Origin of the sequence: Sporosarcina sp. PTS2304 (genome assembly GCF_003351785.1) — a bacterium.
Taxonomy (GTDB): domain Bacteria; phylum Bacillota; class Bacilli; order Bacillales_A; family Planococcaceae; genus Sporosarcina.
The window spans coordinates 3,314,103-3,335,246 of record NZ_CP031230.1 but is presented as its reverse complement, the minus strand read 5'-3'; the positions used below and the strand labels follow the sequence as shown (position 1 = coordinate 3,335,246).

Genomic DNA, 21,144 nt, shown 5'->3' with positions numbered 1-21,144 from the left:
AAAACACACTCCACCAGTGTTACTAGGAGACACTAATTGATCTACCTATTTCCTACTTAAAATTCTTCCCTAACTGAATAACTGACATAATAATACCTGCTCCTAACGATAAAAAGGTCAGTTGAATCCAGATGTTATCAATGGGCTCCTCAAATATAAACAAGTGTGGCCACGGCATAAATGTGCCTTGCGTTGCAACTTCCATAAATGTATAGGTCACAACTATTGCTAACGTGATTTCTAAACTATTTGTAATACTTAATAACACTAGACCTATCAACTGATAAAAAATAAACAGCATGACGAGATGTACTTTTAAAGTGGTCGTGAAGAAAGCTGATCCATTCATCCATATAGTCAAACCTACCAATAAAGAGATAAAAATCGCATGTAAGAAGGCATATCGAAAAATGTCAATGACGATAACTTTACGATAATATACAATTAACGTCTCTTTTGCCCCTTCCTCATACAAACTGTTATATAAGAACACTAAGTGCCAACCTGCCATCGATACTGCGATGCCCTGTACAAATATATAAGGTGTATATGGGTCACCGGTACGAGCACCTACTGTTAACATGAGCAAGACGGTCAATGCATAAGCTAGAAATGGAAAGCTGTATAAATAGCGAAGTAATTTTATATCAAATGTAAATAAATGAAGGAGTTTAGTCATAGGCAGCCCCTTTTAGAAGCGCCAAATATCCGTCCATTAAGCGCGGACTGACGGACTGGCCAACAGGTTCATCTGATAGCACGCGCACCACAACATGGGAGGATTCCTCATTCATTTGTACAACCTCTTTCGTTGCAATGATTTCATCCAACTCTGATAGGGGAACGCTAATCTCATATGTACATCGAGCTGCTCTTTGCTTTAATTCATCAGGCGACCCTTCAAATAGCACCTTTCCATTTTTAATGACACCAATTTTTGTACAAAGGAATTCAATGTCTTCAACAATATGAGAAGAGATAATGACCGTATGGCGCTTTCCCAATTGCTTCAATAGATTGCGAAAACGTATACGTTCCTCAATATCGAGTCCCGCAGTTGGTTCATCAAATAGCAAGATCGACGGCTTGCGAAGTAATAGTTGTGCAATCCCTACACGTCTGCGCATTCCACCAGATAATTCCCGCATTTTTTTATATACATGATCGGATAAATTGACTTGGTTCACAACCTCCATAATTCGGTCATAATAGGATTTGGATGATTTACTTCCTTGAAGAATTGCAATATGTTCAAGTACGTCATACATTGTAAGTTCCGGATATATCATAAAATCTTGTGGCAAATAGCCAATATGATTTATACGCTTGACGTAATTGGTAGTACTGACTAACTCATCCTCTACAAAAACGCTCCCTTCATTAAAATGAATCTCACCCGTCAACACCCTCATTAATGTTGTTTTTCCCGCTCCATTTGGTCCTAAGAGTCCGTAGATACCAGAAAACGACAGCGTGACGTCGGATAATATAGTCTGCTTTTTAATAATCTTCGTTAGCCCCTGAACCTGAATTTCCAATCTAGCTCCACTCCTCTATTAAATCCAATACCTGATCCCATCCCCAAGTTTCGTCCATTTCCTTATACCATGTCTGAAGAAATTGTTGTTGTTGTTCCGCGTCTAATTGATAATACAAATGGTATACAAGTTCAATCTGCTCTTGCTCTGCTTTAGGATAATCGAAAAAATCAATGCTTCTCATTTTAAAGTCAACAATCCATTCGTTTTTTTCCCGAATCAACTGGCTTGCCAGGTTTATCCACTCCAGATGCAACCTATATGGACCCTTTCTTTGTACGAAAAGCTTAAGTAGCTCTTGTTGAAAATCCTTCGTAACCTCGTAATCATCCACTGCCTCTCTATAGGACGTGTTATATACAAGATGATCTTTCGTCATCAATGGATCTGGGCTGAAACGAGAAAAAACAATTGTAGTAGGCAACGCTTGAATGGTTGTAGGTGCAAGTAGTTGTACTTCCTGCACTGTCGTTTCTAATTGCGACAATACAGTTCCAACTTTTTCTTTCATTTTAGGCCAATCCGCTGGATACGTAATAGAATAATCACCAAATGTCAGCTGTTTCCCCTGCCCCTTGATGAGAGACACAGCTTGCGATTCCCCACTATAGATATCCCCCTGCTTCGGTAGATTGCAAAAAAGCACATCTTCTGCTTGTACAGTAAAGGGATAACTTTCATTAGATAAGAAACGTTCACTCAATTTAGTCCACCCTGTATCCTCATTGATCTCATACATAGGTGTGGCTCTCTTTTTCGGATACCAAGCCATATCTGCTTGTAGCACGGTCCTACCATTTGTATATGGCACAAAGTGCGTATCCACTAATTCATAATAAAAGGTAAGTGAAGACGTACTCTTTGGTAAATAAACTTTAATAATGTCTCCACTACGTTCAAATTTGACCGGTTCATTCCCTGCTTGGATTACATGCACTGGGTAGGCATGATACAGTTGAAAGGTGGGTTCCAACGTGTTCATATCAGAAAAACTGATTTCCACAGTTGCTTGTTTCTTTTTTAATGAAATCGAATAGGATTCAATCTCATAACGCATATCTGTTTCAGTCTTTTTTATATCCATATAATAATCAAATTCCGTCTGAAGGTCTGCATTATTAAAAGCTTTTGTGCTTACTTTACCAACTCCATAGGCTGAGACGACAGAAAGGAGTGACATCGCTACCACTACTTTAATGACAAGATTTCGTTCCGGCTTTCTAAGCGACCAACGAAGGGATAGCACTAACACAATTCCTGAAAAAACTAAAAACCAGGTGACTAACTTTAGTTCATTTCCCCAATGTATATCAAAACCAGTGTAAGATTGATATACTGTCATCGCATAGTTTGTTCCAATAAAGAATAAAGACTGCCAGTCATCCGCATGAACGGTAGAAAAGTAATCAGTAAATAATTCCGTAATCATACTTCCCGTCGCAATCCATAGTAACAAAATAGCAAAAAAGCTAATTTTTCTTGTACCGAAAAATATCGCGATAATGACACCATACAGTACGTTTAACATGAGAGGAGCCAACATATAGATTAATAAAAATCGAAATAAAGACAAATATATGCTGGAAGGTTCTATCCCAACAATAAAATAAAGCACTGTAAACATCCCATATGTAAAAACTACCATAATCCCCTGATAAATAAAATGAGCAGCAAACATCGCACTAATTTTTTCCAGCATAATTCGATGACCGTCTACAAAAAAAGACTGAATCCCATAAAGCAATTCACTTGAAAAGGTACGATAGAAATAAACTATGTAAAAGAGCGATACCATTTGTACAATCATCGCTACCTCACTCGGCCAATCTCCGTAATACTGGGGGGTTAAGAAAAAAATTAATCTACTGAATAATAAAATAAAAAATAATATACTTACCCCCATATATAGTTTACTTTTTCTCATCCGTTTGAAATAAAAGTGAAAAAGATAGTTCCAACGCAAATTATTTCACTCCTTTCGGTAATAACATTCGTTAAACAGAAAAGCTATTTTACATAATACGGTGTACGTTGTACGTTATATATGTTTCAATAAGAATCCCTACTAAGGATTTTAAATGAAACAGGGAGGTGCAATAAGGTTATTTACGCACCTCCCTAACTTCAGGCAATGATTAGTTAACTGTTATTGTTACAGAGCCTCTAGATCCAACCGTTTGTCCAACAATTTGGCCGTAAAATATGTCTCCTTTTTTCTGGGTGAAGTTTACAGATTGCCCTTGCCCAGGAGTCAACCAATTAGTCGATGCAACAGTACTATCGGGTAGCCAACTAATAGACTTCTTTGCATAACCTCTAGTTGTCGTATTTCCGCCAGTATTTGTAGCGGAAATCTTTCCACTAATAGTATTCGTAGCTGTTTGACTAACTGTATTTTTATAAGTCCCTGAACCGTCTAGGCTCGCTGATTTTACTGCTGCTGCCGCTGAATTAGCAGTCGCCATTAATGCTACTGCTAGTGATAAAGTAACAATTTTTGATTTGATTTTATTTCTTCTGTTAACTAACATTAATTTCATCTCCCTAACTGATTATTTTTATACACGTAAAACTTAGTTACTAGCAGACTGAAAATTGTTTTAGAACATTCTAAATCTAGCTGTTCACTCATAATTACACTGGAAAACGCTTGACTTTTCCCAAGTGAAATTTGATAGACTTAATTTGATTGAACCACTAAATTTTAAGCGATTTCTGCTATCAACAATTTAGCGCCATTGTAAATGATGAAACAACGCTATTCACTTATTTTTTACCCACCAACACTTTCTTCACCTCCTTTCAAGACTATTGACTTAGTTGAATCTATTTCATAGATTTGTTTCGATAACCTAGTGAATATTTCTTCGAAACGATTTGTAAGGATAATATAGTTCGCATCTAGAAAATCCTCATTCAAAAAATCATAGAACCTTTCTAAATCCTCATAATCGAAATATTTGGTTGGCTGATCAAAAATAAATATTGTTCGATTAAATGATTGGCCTATAGAAATAAGATAAATTAGTCGTTGAAACTTTGTAAGTGAATCAATAGAAGCTTGAGAAGATATATTATATTTTTCACACAACGCGGAGCCTTTAAATGTTCTCTTCATCATTTGTGATATTTCTTTCAAACGATAATTCTTCCATAATTCATGGTAGTTTCCTGTGATCAAAAAAAATATTTTACTTCTATCTTTCTCTTTTTTATTTAAATTATTTTCAGTTAGATGTATTTCACCATCATTTACAGATTTAAGACCAGATAATGTTCTAGCGATAATTTCAGTATTAATATCATTCTTAGCAACGATAATTGATTGCGGGTTAATCTCACAATTACAATTATGCAAAATTAATCGACCATTATAATTGATAGTAACATCCATTAATTTCAGCATTAGTCTCTTCTCCTTATTTTTGTTGCCATTTGAACTAGTTCCTTTTCTTTCTCTTCAATTGTTAGACCAGCAAAACCACTCCACTCTTCAGATGTTATAGAGGCACCTTCCATCACCCATTCTAAGTATCCGAATGATTCAATATCTAGCTTTTCAATTAAATATAGGCTAATAAAATAACTGAGTTGTTCTTCTTCTAAAAGTCTGTATGGTATTAAAAATGTGGATAATTCCTCGATATGGGCTGTTACTGGCTTGTGATTCACATCTAAAAATGGATTAACGTAAAAAGTAAAATTTCCATTTGAAATTGCGCCATCATATAATGAAAGAGGATTTTCATTTAGACTTTTAGGGATTATAGTAATAGTTTGAATATCTTCCTCACAGTAATCCCCGTCTTTTAAATTATTAAATAAATTACAAAGCTCACTACGTATCGATACAAGCCGATCTTGCAATTCTATATAATTCTTTTTTCGAGTCAGAAAGGGTTGGTAAACTAACATCTTCATTTCTTGGATTTCAATTTGCTTATACGCACCTTTTATTATTGATAAACAATCAAGATTATCCCCTTCCCAACTGTAATCTTCTTCCCCAAAAACTATTTCTACCTGTTCGCAATGTCTTGTTTCGAAATTAACGTGAAAGTTTCCAGATGGGTCAATAGTATAATGAGTTAAATTAGTAGGCTGTGGATACCAGTTTGCGCTAAACGGTAATAAAATGGCATTTGACATTAATGGATAAAAACTAGTTCCTACAGTATTTTTGTAATAGAGGATCATTGATTGAGCCCCATTTGGTTCAACTTCAACAATACTCCCTTGTTGTTCAAATGCTAAATTCTTCTCATCACTTTCTATTTGAGCTATCGAGAATTGTTCATTAATAGAAAATCTTACTACATCCGCTTTTTCATCTATAGTGAGCTCAATTTGAATTGGATATTGAGACATAGCTTCGATTTTAATTCCCATTACCCTCCAATTGTCAGTCATTTTAATATTGTCTTGAACTTTATCCTTTATTTGTTGATAGAGTTTATAATCATTAGCTAATAGATTTTCATAATGCCAGGATTTACTTTGAACATTATAGCTTGTAAATGAAACAAAGATAATGAGGATGGCACTTAAAGTAAAACCGATGGAAGAGCGTCTAATCTTTATAAAAACAAAGCAAACCCCTATAGAACAGGTGAGATATATCAACTTGACAATTACATTATTCTTTAGAGTTGTTAGATTATATAAAGGATCAATATACGGCCAACGATTTTCGATAAATATACTAAATGAAATCAATTCATATTCGAGAGAAAGTACCCATACTATCCATAGAAGTGAGATACCAAAGAATAAAATGGCCTTTTTGTGAGAATAATACGTATATATTATACCGATGAACAATCCAGTGAACCACGACCATATAAATGGAAGAGCAAAATAAATCAAATATAATACAAAAATCAATTTGAAAAGATCAAACCCAGATGAAAAGTTAATTACAATAACGCTTGCTATTATACCTGCGATTAATATTTGTAATGTCAAGAAACAAATAAAAGCAACGCTAATTTGTTTGATTACAATCCTAATAGGCTTTTGTATTAACTCATTAATAGCAAGCCATTTTAGTGGAGTTGACTTTGTAATCAAGAGATGGAAACGAAAACTTGCTAACAGCCAAACGAAAAATCCAACAGGAATAAAATACTTAGTGTATAAGATAAACTCTGTAGGATTGATGACATAAGGATTGCTACAATAAATTATAAGGATGCATGAAAACAAAGAAATAAGAACTAGATCTATTTTTAAACTTAAAACTATCCTTGATAATATCGGTAATGACTTCATTCATTCTTATCCTCTCAGCTAATTGGTAATTACATACTTTCCATACAACATGTGTCTTCCTCTACTATTCTTACATAGAACCTATCAAACTTCACCGTAAATCAACTTGCGGTTTTCCGTAACGTTACTTGCAGACACTGTTAATCACGCAACTTTTGAAGATAAAATGAAAAGAAGCCGACATATTATTGTCAACTTCTTTTACTTTATTCAACTATCTGTGGAGACAACAAACCAAACTCTTTCGCCTTAAATAATGCCTCTGTCCTTGAGCTAACCCCAAGTTTCGAAAAGATCTTGGTTAAATGGTATTCAATAGTTCTTTGACTCATAGACAAATCCGTTGCAATTGCCTTGTTTGTCAGACCTTTAGAAACCCCTGCTAATATTTCTTGTTCTTTGCTTGATAACGTGATATCACCTAAATTATGTTCTGCTTCATTAGTAGACGATTCAGAATCCACTCTTCTCAGTTGTTTTAATAACTGAAAGGAAATCACCGCTTCTTCCCTTATTCCACATCTGATTGCGGTAATCAACTGTTCTTGTGTCGCAGTCTTACTAACAAAACCTGAAACTCCTGCTTCAATTAATAAATTATAATGCGCAACTAAGTCAAAACCAGTATAAATAAGAATAGTGGCATTTGGATCGACACGTAAAATCATTTTTGTAAGCTCTATACCGTTTATTTTCGGCATGTATAAGTCTATTAGATAAATTTCATAACTATTTTCATTAATCACGTCTAACACTATATCAACATCTGTAATGATCGTAGCTTTCATATCTTCTTCTTGTTCTATGAGAGCCACAGTTCCTTGTCCAACAGCAGGATGATCATCGACAATTAATACATTAATCATTCGCAGTCCCTCCTGTTTTTATCTCAATAAACACTTGCGTTCCTTTTCCTCGGGCAGAGGTAATATCAATCGTTCCATTTATACTCTTCACCCGCTCTTTCATCCCGAAAATCCCCATTGTTTTAAAAGAGTCCTGTAACTGTGCCATATCGAATCCCTTCCCATTATCACTGTATTTCAAGATAATTAGTTGCTTGGTCTTTTGAAGAGATATTTCGACTTCGGTGGCTAGGGAATGTTTTGATGCATTGTTTAAAAGTTCCTGTATCACTCGATACAAGGTTAATTCATACTCTTTATCTAGCTGCTGAATCGATGGATCCAATTCCGTTTTCAAAATAAAATCACAGCGCAGTTTTGTCTGATCGATTAAAACTTGAATAGATTGAACAATTCCTAATTCACTTAAAAAAGGTGGCTGAAGTTCATTACACGTTTCTCTAATCAAGTGGATACTGTCTAGTATCTTTTCAATAAGTTTCGTCAATTCATTTTCGATCGCCGGATCTTCAACATCCACTTTTATCTTTTCAACGTCTCTTAAAAGTTGTAATTGTTCCTGCAGTACTGAGTCATGTAAGTCAATTGATAAATTCGCTCTTTCCTTTTCCGACAAAGAGAATAATAATCTCGAAAGCCAATACGGGTAATTTGTGTTCGTTATTTGGGTTTCCACTTTATAACTCTCAATCTTTTCAAAAAGACCTTCGATTAATTGAAAGTTTTCAAGAAGAATGCCGGAAAAGTATGCTAAAGATTCAAGCCAAATTCGTTCCTGAATATTTAGATTGGCTTTGGATCTCTTGATGCCACAAAATATAATATGTAGATGGTCATGGTCTCCACCAATAATTATTCCGACTCCATCCACTACTTCAATCAAAGAACCCGTTCGATGATGATCCCATTGTGTTTTTTCTAATCTCTCCATCAAAGCGTCTGGACACTCTTTTTCATTCGTTGTTAGTGTCCATTTTTCCCCATTCCCTACTTTTACCCTCTCTATATAAAACACATTCTTTACCTTTAATACCTGTTTGATTTCATTTTGAAGGCTCGTGATCAAACTACTTACCTTCGTTTCATGCTTCGCTTTTTGAAAAAAGAGATACAAGCTATTTTCATAGTTTCCTTTTTGTGAGAATAAGTGATTTTTAAAATAATAATCTACGTATTCTTTTATGTACAAAAACAAAATGGTGCTGATCAACAAAAGTGTAAACATCATAACCATTTCTTTAGATAGAAAATCGATTTTCAAAAGAAAACAGACGACTATCACTACAACGCTTGTGAACGGAAAAGAAAGAAACGTATAATACCGCAACCTATTCAATAAAAATTCAATATCAAATAACTTTTCCGCCAGTTGTAAATAGACAAGTCCAATTGGAATGATTAGTAAGAAGATTGCTGTCATTTCCGCCTGTACAAGTTCCTTACCAAAAAGAAGGGTGGGAATTGCATATAAACCCGCAAATGGAAGCAATGAAGAAAATAATGTTGGCAAAAGAATTTTCAGGACATTACTTGCTTCAGTATTTTTGTATTTGAAATAGAATCGCATAATATGAACAAGTAAATACACTAGTAATGACAGGAAAAAAAGCAACTCAATAGATAGCATATACTCATTGATTCCGTACTGCACAAAGCTGCCTGTCGTTACTAACACAATAACGGAATAGACGATATACAATCTCTTTACTGATTTAGATTTTATAAAAACTAAATTGAATTGCCCAAAATAACTTTTTAGAAAGTGCGCGAATAATAGTAATGATCCAGGCAATGTGATCGTATTTAACATTCTGCCTATAATATCTCCTTTAGCAGAAACAGGTGCACTTAGATAGCTAACACCTATTGTTAATAAAAAATAGATGAGTATTACAGCTGTTTTATCATATTTTTTTCTACGATATAAAAAAACACTTAATATTATCGTCGTAATTGAAAACACTAACGGTAAAAACAAATAAATAAGATACTGTCCGTTTGAGTCTTTGTAAGTAACAGCGTATGTATTTCGTTTCGAATCCTGATCGATAATTGTTATAGAATCAGCCATTTCTACCCGACTAAATTTGACTACGGTAGTATGACGCTCTGGCTTTTCACCATCAACAAGTTCTACAATATCTCCTTCTTCTATTGATTGACTCGATGCCCATCCATTTTCAACTATTCTTTCTACTATCCACCGATTATCCGTTGACTTTACTTCCATACCAACTAGTGGGTATTTAAAAATGATAATAGTTAAATAAACAGTGATCATTATGGCAAGTATTATCGACATCAAGCTATATGTAGTAAATTTAACAGACTTTATCATATTCGCTCCTTAAAAAGCCGAGGTTACTATCCCGGTTCAAACTTTTACGCCCAGAAATAAGCGGTTGGTGTAATTTGTCCATTAAAGAACACTTCCAAAATCGCCTTTAATTCTTCCCGGCTAACTCCAACTAGGCTTGCTGTTCCGTCTTTTACCTTCTCTAACACATCTACATTATTGATTAAAAACTGAATGATTTCTTGCATCCTTTTCTCCCCCAATTAATTAATATATTTTAATAGACATTCAATGTAATGCTGCTCAATAGCCAGCTTTTTTAATACATCTATCGCTTTACCTTGGTATATCTTCTTAATCACTTCAGAATATGCTATTGCTCCTGTTTCAACAAATTTTGCAGAAATAAGCTCCTGATTCTTCAATATTTCACTTTTCTCTACTTGGTCTGCGTAATATTCATGAATAAAATTAAGTTCTTTATCCTTGTAATTCAACAAATACAGGATAGGAAGACTGAACTTTTTATTAAGTAGATCATTCTTTTCATTCCACGTTTTTATATCTGCTAAATCATTTGTAATTTGTCCAATAAGACCAATGTAAGTAGAATAGGTTTCTATTTCAACCGGATAGTCTTCGGTTGCCAATACTGAGCCCACTTCACAAGCGAGCGCAACCAACGAACCTGATTTCTCAATCGTCATCTGTATGTACTCTTCTTCACTTCTACAAATATTCAGAAGATCTTTATGCTGTCCCGTTATCGATTGAAGAGCATATTCTGACAGAATGGAGATACCTTGATCTTTATTCTTGAAACCAGTATTTCTAATTATACTTGTACACAAAAAAAGTAATGCCGTTGTTGCATTTAACGCTAGATTAGGTTCCATTGACCACGGTTTGTCTTTACAATCATCATCTTCAAAATCATCTAACATATCGAAGGATAGTATTAACATTTCTACTGCGGCTGCAACCGAGTAAATTTCTTCAGTTTTTATTCCATTAAACATGTTGTAATGCAAAATAAGCAATTCTCCAAAAGGGAACCCTTTGTTTGATTGATAATCAACATACCTTATTAACTGTTCTTTCAATTCATGTTGTTTAATTTGCTCACTGATCATATAGTCTAGTGATTTTCTTATCATTCCAGAATTCGCGGAACCCACTTGCTTGCCTCCTTATATGTTACAAATTAAATTCCTAACTGGGATATTTCCCAGTGTATCCTACTTTCCTCAAATTTTCACCGTCATATGATCTTGCGGAAAGTATACTCACTTAATGAAACAGCTGTAATTACAACTATCATACCCTAAAGATATAGGTAACGAAAGTTCATCGACGAATTGTAAGAAAGTGTTGACGCGACCATTAAAAATAAAACAACGACTTAGGATATCTCACCTAAGCCGTTGTTTTACATTCATTTCTTATCATTCGTACGAAACACCTTCGCACTACGAACATATTCATTATCCGCGATACCTAAACGCGCATTAACAATTCGTGCTGCAACGAATAAATAATCTGATAATCTATTCAAATAGCGCTGAACAACTGGTGAAACATCGTCTGCTGCATTCGTTAATGTCACAGTTACTCTCTCCGCGCGTCGTGTAATCGTGCGTGCGATATGCAAGGTTGCAGCTGCAGGTGAACCACCCGGTAAGATAAAGCGTTCGAGCGCCGGTGCTTCTTCCATTAACTTGTCAATTCGCTCTTCCAGCACTGTTATCGGTTCTTCACCAAGCTTGTAGTGACGCTCTTTCATGACGTTCGCTAAATCGCCGCCACCATCGAATAATTCATTCTGGATTGCTTCCAAATCCGTTAAAATATCCGCAAAATTATCGGCTTCTAGTTCTGTCATCGCTTTACCAATGAATGAATTCAGTTCATCAATCGTACCATACGCTTCCACGCGCAAATCATCTTTCGCCACGCGTCCACCAATTAAACTCGTCTGCCCTTTATCGCCTGTCTTCGTATAAATTTTCATCTCACTTCACTCCTTTGATTTGTTGGGGGATACCGTACCAAACTCTCGTAACCTCTATTGCTTGTGCAAATAAATACTGATAGAGCCGTCCGCACTGATCACGTAATTCACGTTGCTCTGCTTCGAACGGTACGATGCCGCGACCTACCTCAGTCAAAATGAAAATCGTGTCGGGTTCAATTACATCGCGCACCGCTTGTAAACTTTGCGCTTCATCCATCTCGGTCTGTCTAAGCCAGTCCAATAAGCCCACTATTACCAATCGACCGTCCGCCATCGCCGCTGTTTCCATTGTACAAAACTCTACCTTCTGATCGCCAACTAAGCGCCTTACATACTCTGTTTTGCCGTTATAGGCACCTCCGATAATGACGTGCACCGCGCTCGCTCCTTCCATTGTCGCTCGTCTGCCCACTCGAATTGCCAAATGGAGCCATTGTCTACTTGCCACTCCCAAAACGATCGCGAATCCGTAGCGAATGCTTCGAGAAGTAAACGAATTACTCCACCATGCGTCACGACGACCGTATCATTCGGCAAATCATCTAACGCTTCGAGTACCCGTGACTTCACTTGTTGCAGTGTTTCCCCATTACGCGCTGCCACTCGCCACGGATCTTCCAGCCAGTTCCGGTAGTCTTGATCGTCTTTTAACTCATCATACGTCTTTTCTTCAAAATCTCCGAAATGACACTCGCGCAAACGATGATCTTCAACATATGCCGCATCCGGAAAATAAATTGCTGCTGTTTGACGTGTTCTAGTCAAATCACTACCGACTACTCTTTCTACAATAACCGGAAATTCAATCGCTTCTCCTGTTGCTTGAACTAACTCGCTATCCGTCCACCCACAATATTGCCGTTTTTCATTGCCCACCGTTGTTAAATGGCGAATGAAAAATAAACGATAAGGACGAGCCATAATAACACCTCCATCCCTTCAATGAACGCGCCACACAAATCGCCTGTCACACCACCGAAATGCTTGATGGAAAAGTGGCGATAAAGCCAAATTGCGAATGCCATAACAAGTATCAGAACTGGGATTAACAGAATCGATGTAGACACTGCACTAAGCACACTAATCGCGAGTAAACTGCTCACACTAGCTACAACTACCATTCGCTTCCGCAAAAAATGTCGCTTGAAAAAGTGCGCCATGCCGCTTTGTTTCGCAGTGTCAGTTAAGGTGAAATACAATACAACGCTAGCCCTCGATAGGATAGGCACGATGACAAGAAACAGCCACCCGTGCGCTAGTGTGACAATCTCGATAAATAAACCAATTTTCAACCCTAACAATACGACTAACGACAACGTACCAAATGCTCCCAGTCTCGGATCATCCATAATCGTCAGACGTTTTTCACGGTCTTGATAAGAGAAAAACGCATCGCCTAAATCTGCAAAGCCGTCCACATGCAAGCCACCCGTCGCGATCAATCCGACAAGCAGTATGAGCATCGCCGCAAGGAAACTATTGAACTCTACCGTGGCATAAGCCGTTCCCGCGAGCAACAAGCCAATGGCCCCGCCGATAATAGGTAGTGCCATGTACATGCCTGATACTTCTTTTTTCCCGAGCGGTATTTCTATACGAACAGGCAATGAAGTGAAAAATTGGAGCGCTAATAAAATGCTATTCATGTTCTCGCTCCTTTACGCCAAAATCGACTGGATCAATGGCCAATTGAGATGTTTCTGTACGTGTTCAGCCCATTGTTCATAAACATCCACTCCGTCAGCCGCGGGTTTCGTCTCGCGTTCCATGTCTTCTTCTACGATGCCATGCTGTTCAAGAACAGGAATGACCCCTGCGACTGGAATGCCTGTAAAGTTTTCGATAAATTGTACGCCATCTTGGAAGTAAGATAACTCCCCGTAAAATTTATTAATAATAATCGCTTTCACACGCTGTCGTCTTTCAGGAGACAATAATTGCAATGTACCGATGATGGATGCAATGGCCCCACCTTTAGAAATGTCCGCCACTAACAATGCAGGTACGTCCGCAAGTTCCGCCACGCGCATATTCGTCAATTCACGATCCATCAAATTCACTTCCGCGGTACTCCCTGCCCCTTCTATAATGACCGTCTCGTAGCGCTCCGAAAGTGTACGTAAAGACTGCTTAATCGTATGTAGCCCTTTGTCGTATAATTGCTCCCGAAATTTTTGACCATCCATTGTGATGAGTGGCTTACCGAGTAAGATGACGTCCGACTGCAAAGCCGTTGTCGGTTTCAATAAAATCGGATTCATTTCTACCATCGGCTCCGTACGCGCCGCTTGTGCTTGCTGGAATTGCGAACGACTGATTTCACAACCGTTCGGCAACGTCACCGAAAAGCCCGACATGTTTTGGGATTTGAAAGGAGCAACGTTACGCCCTTCATTGGAAAGAATTCGGCATAATGCTAGGCAAATCATTGTTTTTCCTACGTCCGATGCTGTGCCGACGACGATCAATCCATTCATGGTGACTCCCCTTTCCAGACGACAGGTATGCCATGATCCATTTCAATCGCTACATCACAAAGTGCTACTAAACGCTGGTGCAATAGACCAATTGTTTTTCGATACCGTTGCGTCTCTTCGCCATAATCTGACCACTCATCTAACACTTCATTGGACACGATCACAAATGAAGTGACGCGTTCGCTTATTTGTCCGATCGTCTGCAGCAATTGCTCCGCTTTCATTTCCAGACACCCTACACGACGCCAACAAGGATCGCCCGTGTCATAGCCTTCATACAGTTCATTGGCCAGCCAAGTTGTCATACAATCCCATAACACTAAGTCTCCTTCTTGCAGAAAAGGTAGCGTACGATGGATGTCCACCGGCTGTTCGATCGTATGCCAATCATCTAGTTTGCGATCGTTCTGATGTTTCGCAATCCGTTCTTTCATTTCGGAATCAGCCGCTACACCTGATGCGATGTAGACGAGACGACCGGGTTGTGCAACGAGTATTTTTTCTGCGTATGCACTTTTTCCGCTGCGTGCGCCGCCACTAATAAATGTTACTGTTCCTCGAACCATTTGGTCATCTCCTCTCGCAATATAATCATCTGTTCTGTTGACTTCATGCCGACACGCAACCACCTACCGTCCATGCCACGGAAGTTTTCCGAGTGACGCAAAACGATTCCTTTGGAAAGTAAATGACGGTATAACAGTTGCGCTTCCCGTGGTGCAAAGATTATATAGTTAGCTACTGAATCGATGACCCGACAACGGGAGGCACGTAAATACTCCGTCATCTTTTGCCGCTCTGTTCGCGCATGAACAATTGCAGACTCGCAGTAGCTTCGTTCACGTAAACATAATACGCCAATTTCAGCCGCCACCCCATTGACATGCCAATGAGAGGCCGCACCTTTTATCGTGGTAACAATTTTCGGATGGGCCACTATATAGCCTAAACGAATGCCCGGAATAGCATACATTTTCGTCATGGAACGCACGACGATCACGTGCGAATAGTTTTGTAGATGATGGATGAACGAGCGGCTTTCATCGACAAAGTCTATAAACGCTTCATCCAATACTACTTCTGTTCCGCTACGTTTTGCCGCTTCCACTACGGTCATCAATTCTTCCGCTGAAGGCAAAATTCCTGTCGGGTTATTCGGCGTGCATAAATAAACAGCCGCCACTTTCGGTAACGTATCGACAATGCGCGCTATCGGCAAACGAAAATCATCTGCTTCCTCTGCTTGAATCGACACCACTTCCGCTCCCACCGCTTGCAGTGTTGCGCGATATTCGGAAAATGTCGGATCAATTAGCAACACACACTTGCCTCGATAACGTCGTGCCAGCAACGACAATAATTCCGCCGCGCCATTTCCGACAACAACCCACTGCTCATCTACGTGATGAAAAGTTGCAACTGCTGTTTTAAACGGCTGACCGTCTGGATCGGGATAACTTGTAATCGTAGACAATAGATCTGTCCATGCTTCTTTTACAGCCGCTGGAGGGCCCGCCGGATTACAGTTCTCACTGAAATCCAGTATCCTGTCCGGTACTGGTAAATCCATTGACTCATATAGCCGCACGCTATTCGCACCGTGTTCAGGCAACGACATACAACCACACTCCTATCACCGTACAAACTAACCAAAAAACCCACGAGACGGCTTGCATTTGTCTACAAGCTGAACGGATGTGAGAGGCATTTGCGACGACTGGTGGACCGATGGTAGCTCGTTCAGATACTACACCACGATAACTATTTTTCCCGCCCAGCCGGACATTCAATTGCCAAGCAGTAGCCGCTTCTAAATAGCCACTGTTCGGGCTCATATGACGTTGCGCATCACGCCACCACTCACGGAGCCGTTTCCGAAGAGGATATCCACCTTCATTGGGGGTAAATAAAATGATCAATACACCTGTCAACCGTGACGGAATGATATTCAGCAAATCGTCCATCCGCGCAGATACTTTACCGAATTTGTCATAACGCTCATCTTTGTACCCTACCATCGAATCGAGTGTATTAGCCGCTTTGTACAGCCACAAACCAGGTGCGCCCAACAAGAAAGCCCAAAACAAAGGGGCCGTGACGCCGTCTGACGAATTTTCCGATACCGTCTCAATCGCTGCCCGTGAAATTCCTGAAGCATCGAGTGTCTTCGTGTCCCGCCCGACAATCCAACTAAGTTTTTCACGCGCTTCTTTTATATCTCCACGCTGTAGCGGATCATAGACATCCATCGCCGCCTCTTTCAAACTCTTTTGCGCAAGCCCAGTGGCAATGAGTATCGCTTCTACCCCAATTCCAGCGACTACATGTAATCGGTACGCGATACTTACAAGCCAGATGACCAACATAAATGTAGTGCCACAAATGACGAGCCATAACAGCGCGCCTTTGAACGTTCGCATATTTCCTTTATTCAACCTCTTCGTCAAATTTCCAATCATTGTGCCAATCCATTTCACAGGATGCGGCCAACTCGGAGGATCGCCAATCAGTCGATCTAGCACCATGCCGATTGCGATGGCGATAAAATGTGCGGGAATCACTGAAACTCCTCCTTCGCCTGACGATAGGAGTGAATAGCACGTACTGTACATTCATACACTCCGCGACCGATTAATTTTCCTAGTTGCGTAATCGGCCCCGCATAAGGGATGCAGTTTCCTTGCTGTGTAGAGGCGATTAATAAACTATCTGTTGACGTACCTGTCGCAATCGTGCCCGACTCAGGATCGAGTACGGTTTCATCTTGCAATGCTTTCGTTTTTGCTTCTGTCGCTGTAATCATCGCCTGAACGAACGCTTCCTCGGATAATGCACCGTTAATGAATACCCACGTATTAATCGTTCCTACGTAAGGAATATGCTCCCGTCGCCACGAATGGGATACATCGACCGCATTGCCAATACCTGCTGTCACCGCAACGACAATCGAACCAAAATCACCTGCAAACTCTTCCACTTCTACGTGCTCTGGACTAACTGCTGTCATCATCGCTACCGTATCTGTCAGATGATAACTATGCGACCGTAAAAAATCTGTATTTTCCTTTTGCACATCGTCCACATGATAATCAAAGTTCACTCCCCGATTAACAAATGTCCGGTACCACCCCATCCCCGCATTGTGCACAGCTGAAGAAATAGTCTTCAATGATTGCGTTGCCTGTAGTAAGACATGATCTCTCCGCACGACGACATCCTCTTTTTTCACTCGGAATAATTGCGTTTCTTCTTGCAAGTTAGGCAATAACGTCATTTGAGGTTTCGGCAGCTCGGGATGTGGTTGTGTTTTAATACGCGCGTTATAAACGGTTCGAATTTCTCGTTCCAACACGACATCTTGCGGTTCACCGATAATTGCTACTTCTCCTTTTTGAAGTAACAGCAGTCGATCACAATACAACGCCGCCAAATTAATATCATGGAACACTGAAATAACGGTAATTCCTTTTTGATGCGCTTGGTTGCGAATCGTATCCAATAATTGTTGCTGATGAGCAATATCTAAATGATTGGTCGGCTCATCCAGCAATAAAATCGGTGCTTCCTGTGCAAGTGCTTGTGCTACGAATACCCGTTGTTGTTCGCCACCAGATAATAATTCAATCGGTGTATGTGCATAACGAGTAATTCCTGTATAGTGCATCGCTTCTTGGACAGCCTGTTCGTCTTGTTCGGACCAACTCGAAAACAATCCCGTTTGGTATGGGTACCTGCCGAGTCCGACTGTATCTTTTACAGTATGCGAAAAGGCATGTGCGTGAAGTTGAGGTAACACTGCCACTTTTCGCGCAAATTGTTTCTGTGTATAAGACGAAGCTAGCTTCCCGTCTATTGTTACGGTACCGTTTTGTTTCGGCAAAATTCCTGAAATAATTTTCAGTAATGTAGATTTCCCACTGCCATTCGGTCCTAAAATTCCGAGAATTTCTCCTTTTTCCACGTGGAACGACACGTTTCGCACGATTAATTTCTTATCATATCCACCTGACACTTGATCTATATGTAGCACGTCTACATAGCTCCCTTCCTGCGTTGCTTGTAAAAAATATAGGCAAAGACTGGAGCACCGATAAATGCCGTAATGACACCTACTGGTAGTTCAGCCGGAGAAATAATCGTTCGGGCGACTAAATCACAAATAATTAATAACGCAGCCCCATTGAATAATGACAATGGTAGCACATGCCGGTGATCAGATCCCCACAACATGCGTGTCATGTGAGGTACGACTAAGCCGACAAAACCGATCGTCCCAGAAACAGCTACTGCCGAACCGGTCAAGACAGAGCCACCGAGTAAAATTTGTAGCTTCCGACGTTTGACGTTCACACCTAAATGATGGGCACGTTCTTCACCGAACAGCATCGCATTCAATTCTCTACGATTGAGCCATAGTATTAAAGAACCCATAATGAAAAACGGCAACACCATCGTAATATAATTCCATCCACGCATCGACACGCTACCGAGTAACCAGCCAACAATTTGACGTAACTCTTCTTGCGTCAAAGCGATCATTAACGACAACACAGACCCGAGGAATGAACTAAAAATAATACCTGTCAAAATAATCGTTTCCATCTTCATGGCACGATCGACCAGCCGCGCAAAGCCAATGACTACAAACATCGTAGCGGCCGCACCGATCATACTAAATACAGGTAATGTATAGGCGCCTAAAACGGGCAAAGAAATAGTAAAAAAGAGTGTGATCACAGCGCCCACAGAGGCACCGGATGACACTCCGAGGGTATAAGGATCTGCTAATGGATTTTTCAGTAAGCCTTGAAATGCAGCTCCCGATATCGCAAGTGACGCCCCCACTATTCCTGCAAGCAACACACGCGGCATACGAATTTTCCACAAAATATTGCTGGCAGTGGCGTCATCGTTACTCCATAGCGTCTCTATCGGTATTTTCACTGCACCGATCGATACACCGAGCCAAATTGCCACGAGCAGTGTGGCAATCGACACAGCGTAGGCGAGCCATGTTTTATTCACCAAAGACCTCTGGATATACCGCCTTCGCAAAAGCTTCTAATCCTTCCGCTAAACGGGGACCGGTCCGGCTTGTAATGTTTTCATCTACTTGTACAATTTGATCTTCTTTTACCGCAGTCACTGTATCGAAACCGTCACGCGTTTTAATCTTTTCCACGATATCCGGTACGTAGCTATACATGACAACGATCACATCTGGGCTTTCATTGACAATTGTTTCGGGACTAATCATGACCCAGCCATCTTCTGTCACGATGTTTTCTGCGTTAATCATCTCTAAATATTGCTGTGGGAATGTATTCTTTCCCGGTGCATAAATTTCAGGCTCATCCGAGTTTTCAACGAATACGCGTTTCTTCTCTGTAATGGCCTTTGCTTTTTCTTTTATGTCAGCGACTTTTTCTTGCATGCCTGCCACTACTTCTGCCGCCTCTTTGTTCTTATCCATCACTTCGCCTATCATTTGAATGGTGTCATATGTTTCTTCAAATGTTCCTGCGTTCGGCACGACTACGACAGGGATCCCTGCGTTACGAATTTGATTGAGCCCTTCTTCGCTAGAGCCAAGCATCATTTCATGTGCAAACACTACCTCAGGTTGCAATGAAATGACTTTCTCCACATTGACCGTGTAATCTCCAACTGTATCAAGATCCGCTACTTGCTCCGGATAGTCGTCATTTTCAGTAACTGCGATCACTCGATTTCCCGCATCAATAGCAAACAATGTTTCTGTGTTACTAGGAAGTAGGGAAATGACTGATTCCGGTACTTTTTCGAACGTCACTTCTTCTCCTGCCGCATCCGTGAGTGTGTATGGATAACTCGTGTTCGTTACCTCATCTGTCGTCACTTCTTCCGTCGTCTTTTCAGAATCTGGTGCCTCTTCTTTCTTTGGTTCGCTGCTACATGCTGCCAGCAGTACTACCGCCAGCATAGCCGTCAGCAACAGTTGCCACATTTTCTTCATGTTTTGTCCTCCCTTTGCTTATCATCTATTACGTTTTTGCTACACATACGAAAAAACCCTTCGAACATTTCGAAGGACTCGGCAGGACGAAATCCATGACAGATTTCCTCCACGTTACCTATCCTCGTAGGTTGCTGCGGAACTCTATTTCCGATATAGGCAGGTACCTGGCTCGTGCGTCATGCACTTACAGTGGCGGGACCGCATCGGCTTCAACCGATTTCCCTTTTCATCTCCCTTTGAACGAGAGAACCTTTCGGAATAAATATAATTCGTAATTGTGTTTTATTATACTACAGATTGATTGGTTGTACAGAGTAGGGCGTGACTTATGTGTTTTTTGGGGGATGATGGGTTTTGGTTATGAGCGCGGATGAGGTGGCTATGAGCAGAATGACGTCGGCTATGAGCGCGGACGGGGAGGCTATGAGCGGAATAACGTCGGCTATGAGCGCGAACGGGGAGGCTATGAGCGGAATAACGTCGGCTATGAGCGCGAACGGGGAGGCTATGAGCGGAATGACGTCGGCTATGAGCGCGAACGGGGAGGCTATGAGCGGAATGACGTCGGCTATGAGCGCGAACGGGGAGGCTATGAGCGGACACACGTACTCTATGAGCGGAGCTGCAACTTTGTCCTCCCCTATCTCCATGCAAAAAACAAAAAAGCCAAGCAAATCCATGCTT

22 protein-coding genes and 1 riboswitch are annotated in these 21,144 nt (G+C 40.1%); all 22 genes read right to left on the bottom strand.

Annotated elements, in window-relative coordinates:
- Nucleotides 1–52 precede the first annotated feature (52 nt).
- The 22 genes from DV702_RS16035 to DV702_RS15930 all read right to left on the bottom strand — a co-directional run bounded on the left by DV702_RS16035 (nt 53) and on the right by DV702_RS15930 (nt 21,140).
- A complete protein-coding gene (locus tag DV702_RS16035; RefSeq protein ID WP_114925661.1) occupies nt 53–679 on the bottom strand; it encodes a hypothetical protein in 627 nt (208 codons plus the stop codon).
- On the bottom strand, nt 672–1,538 hold the full coding sequence (locus DV702_RS16030) for an ATP-binding cassette domain-containing protein (RefSeq protein WP_114925660.1): 867 nt from the start codon (nt 1,536–1,538) through the stop codon (nt 672–674). Before DV702_RS16030 ends, DV702_RS16035 begins: the two co-directional genes overlap by 8 nt.
- Nucleotide 1,539: 1 nt before the next feature.
- The gene (locus DV702_RS16025; protein ID WP_114925659.1) at nt 1,540–3,501 is read right to left on the bottom strand and encodes an O-antigen polymerase; all 1,962 of its coding nucleotides are present in this window, start codon (nt 3,499–3,501) and stop codon (nt 1,540–1,542) included.
- A 172-nt stretch (nt 3,502–3,673) separates the two neighbouring features.
- Nucleotides 3,674–4,069, bottom strand: a complete 396-nt coding sequence (locus tag DV702_RS16020; protein WP_114925658.1) for a hypothetical protein — start codon at nt 4,067–4,069, stop codon at nt 3,674–3,676.
- A gap of 242 nt (nt 4,070–4,311) precedes the next feature.
- Entirely contained in the window at nt 4,312–4,944 is a 633-nt protein-coding gene (locus DV702_RS16015; RefSeq protein WP_114925657.1) for a hypothetical protein, read from the bottom strand.
- On the bottom strand, nt 4,944–6,809 hold the full coding sequence (locus DV702_RS16010; protein ID WP_205407191.1) for a hypothetical protein: 1,866 nt from the start codon (nt 6,807–6,809) through the stop codon (nt 4,944–4,946). The genes DV702_RS16015 and DV702_RS16010 overlap by 1 nt, the downstream gene beginning before the upstream one ends.
- Before the next feature lie 206 nt (nt 6,810–7,015).
- Entirely contained in the window at nt 7,016–7,675 is a 660-nt protein-coding gene (locus tag DV702_RS16005) for a response regulator transcription factor (RefSeq protein ID WP_114925656.1), read from the bottom strand.
- Entirely contained in the window at nt 7,668–10,013 is a 2,346-nt protein-coding gene (locus tag DV702_RS16000; RefSeq protein ID WP_114925655.1) for a sensor histidine kinase, read from the bottom strand. The genes DV702_RS16005 and DV702_RS16000 overlap by 8 nt, the downstream gene beginning before the upstream one ends.
- A gap of 44 nt (nt 10,014–10,057) precedes the next feature.
- Complete coding sequence (gene comX, locus DV702_RS15995; RefSeq protein ID WP_114925654.1) at nt 10,058–10,219, bottom strand: competence pheromone ComX; 162 nt, start codon at nt 10,217–10,219, stop codon at nt 10,058–10,060.
- A 15-nt stretch (nt 10,220–10,234) separates the two neighbouring features.
- Nucleotides 10,235–11,149 (bottom strand): polyprenyl synthetase family protein, encoded by a 915-nt coding sequence (locus tag DV702_RS15990; RefSeq protein ID WP_114925653.1) that lies wholly within the window; start codon nt 11,147–11,149, stop codon nt 10,235–10,237.
- Between the two features lie 257 nt (nt 11,150–11,406).
- The gene (locus DV702_RS15985) at nt 11,407–11,982 is read right to left on the bottom strand and encodes a cob(I)yrinic acid a,c-diamide adenosyltransferase (RefSeq protein WP_114925652.1); all 576 of its coding nucleotides are present in this window, start codon (nt 11,980–11,982) and stop codon (nt 11,407–11,409) included.
- A gap of 1 nt (nt 11,983) precedes the next feature.
- Complete coding sequence (locus tag DV702_RS15980; protein WP_162805843.1) at nt 11,984–12,361, bottom strand: bifunctional adenosylcobinamide kinase/adenosylcobinamide-phosphate guanylyltransferase; 378 nt, start codon at nt 12,359–12,361, stop codon at nt 11,984–11,986.
- Nucleotides 12,313–12,906 carry a histidine phosphatase family protein gene (locus tag DV702_RS15975; protein ID WP_114925650.1) on the bottom strand — a complete coding sequence of 198 codons (594 nt, stop codon included), beginning with the start codon at nt 12,904–12,906 and terminating at the stop codon, nt 12,313–12,315. Before DV702_RS15975 ends, DV702_RS15980 begins: the two co-directional genes overlap by 49 nt.
- A complete protein-coding gene (gene cobS / locus DV702_RS15970; protein WP_114925649.1) occupies nt 12,867–13,631 on the bottom strand; it encodes an adenosylcobinamide-GDP ribazoletransferase in 765 nt (254 codons plus the stop codon). Before cobS ends, DV702_RS15975 begins: the two co-directional genes overlap by 40 nt.
- A gap of 12 nt (nt 13,632–13,643) precedes the next feature.
- Nucleotides 13,644–14,462, bottom strand: coding sequence for a cobyric acid synthase (locus DV702_RS15965; protein ID WP_114925648.1), 819 nt, complete (start codon nt 14,460–14,462; stop codon nt 13,644–13,646).
- A complete protein-coding gene (locus tag DV702_RS15960) occupies nt 14,459–15,028 on the bottom strand; it encodes a bifunctional adenosylcobinamide kinase/adenosylcobinamide-phosphate guanylyltransferase (RefSeq protein ID WP_114925647.1) in 570 nt (189 codons plus the stop codon). Before DV702_RS15960 ends, DV702_RS15965 begins: the two co-directional genes overlap by 4 nt.
- Nucleotides 15,010–16,080, bottom strand: coding sequence for a threonine-phosphate decarboxylase CobD (cobD, locus tag DV702_RS15955; RefSeq protein ID WP_114925646.1), 1,071 nt, complete (start codon nt 16,078–16,080; stop codon nt 15,010–15,012). The genes DV702_RS15960 and cobD overlap by 19 nt, the downstream gene beginning before the upstream one ends.
- A complete protein-coding gene (cbiB, locus tag DV702_RS15950) occupies nt 16,067–17,020 on the bottom strand; it encodes an adenosylcobinamide-phosphate synthase CbiB (RefSeq protein ID WP_114925969.1) in 954 nt (317 codons plus the stop codon). Before cbiB ends, cobD begins: the two co-directional genes overlap by 14 nt.
- Nucleotides 17,020–18,492, bottom strand: a complete 1,473-nt coding sequence (locus DV702_RS15945) for an adenosylcobinamide amidohydrolase (RefSeq protein WP_114925645.1) — start codon at nt 18,490–18,492, stop codon at nt 17,020–17,022. Before DV702_RS15945 ends, cbiB begins: the two co-directional genes overlap by 1 nt.
- Before the next feature lie 2 nt (nt 18,493–18,494).
- Nucleotides 18,495–19,487 (bottom strand): FecCD family ABC transporter permease, encoded by a 993-nt coding sequence (locus tag DV702_RS15940; protein ID WP_114925644.1) that lies wholly within the window; start codon nt 19,485–19,487, stop codon nt 18,495–18,497.
- The gene (locus DV702_RS15935; RefSeq protein ID WP_114925643.1) at nt 19,480–20,457 is read right to left on the bottom strand and encodes an ABC transporter substrate-binding protein; all 978 of its coding nucleotides are present in this window, start codon (nt 20,455–20,457) and stop codon (nt 19,480–19,482) included. The genes DV702_RS15940 and DV702_RS15935 overlap by 8 nt, the downstream gene beginning before the upstream one ends.
- A 140-nt stretch (nt 20,458–20,597) precedes the next feature.
- A riboswitch (cobalamin riboswitch) is annotated at nt 20,598–20,729 on the bottom strand.
- Between the two features lie 57 nt (nt 20,730–20,786).
- Complete coding sequence (locus DV702_RS15930) at nt 20,787–21,140, bottom strand: hypothetical protein (protein WP_114925642.1); 354 nt, start codon at nt 21,138–21,140, stop codon at nt 20,787–20,789.
- Between the last annotated feature and the right edge of the window lie 4 nt (nt 21,141–21,144).

Coding starts and splice junctions, on each gene's coding strand:
- DV702_RS16005 (WP_114925656.1), bottom strand. CDS start 7,675: ATGATTAATGTATTAATTGTCGATGATCATCCTGCTGTTGGACAAGGA.
- DV702_RS15930 (WP_114925642.1), bottom strand. CDS start 21,140: ATGGATTTGCTTGGCTTTTTTGTTTTTTGCATGGAGATAGGGGAGGAC.
- DV702_RS16000 (WP_114925655.1), bottom strand. CDS start 10,013: ATGATAAAGTCTGTTAAATTTACTACATATAGCTTGATGTCGATAATA.
- DV702_RS16020 (WP_114925658.1), bottom strand. CDS start 4,069: ATGTTAGTTAACAGAAGAAATAAAATCAAATCAAAAATTGTTACTTTA.
- cobD (WP_114925646.1), bottom strand. CDS start 16,080: ATGTCGTTGCCTGAACACGGTGCGAATAGCGTGCGGCTATATGAGTCA.
- cobS (WP_114925649.1), bottom strand. CDS start 13,631: ATGAATAGCATTTTATTAGCGCTCCAATTTTTCACTTCATTGCCTGTT.
- DV702_RS15975 (WP_114925650.1), bottom strand. CDS start 12,906: ATGGCTCGTCCTTATCGTTTATTTTTCATTCGCCATTTAACAACGGTG.
- DV702_RS15965 (WP_114925648.1), bottom strand. CDS start 14,462: ATGAATGGATTGATCGTCGTCGGCACAGCATCGGACGTAGGAAAAACA.
- DV702_RS15960 (WP_114925647.1), bottom strand. CDS start 15,028: ATGGTTCGAGGAACAGTAACATTTATTAGTGGCGGCGCACGCAGCGGA.
- DV702_RS15985 (WP_114925652.1), bottom strand. CDS start 11,982: ATGAAAATTTATACGAAGACAGGCGATAAAGGGCAGACGAGTTTAATT.
- DV702_RS16015 (WP_114925657.1), bottom strand. CDS start 4,944: ATGCTGAAATTAATGGATGTTACTATCAATTATAATGGTCGATTAATT.
- comX (WP_114925654.1), bottom strand. CDS start 10,219: ATGCAAGAAATCATTCAGTTTTTAATCAATAATGTAGATGTGTTAGAG.
- DV702_RS15935 (WP_114925643.1), bottom strand. CDS start 20,457: ATGAAGAAAATGTGGCAACTGTTGCTGACGGCTATGCTGGCGGTAGTA.
- DV702_RS16035 (WP_114925661.1), bottom strand. CDS start 679: ATGACTAAACTCCTTCATTTATTTACATTTGATATAAAATTACTTCGC.
- DV702_RS16010 (WP_205407191.1), bottom strand. CDS start 6,809: ATGAAGTCATTACCGATATTATCAAGGATAGTTTTAAGTTTAAAAATA.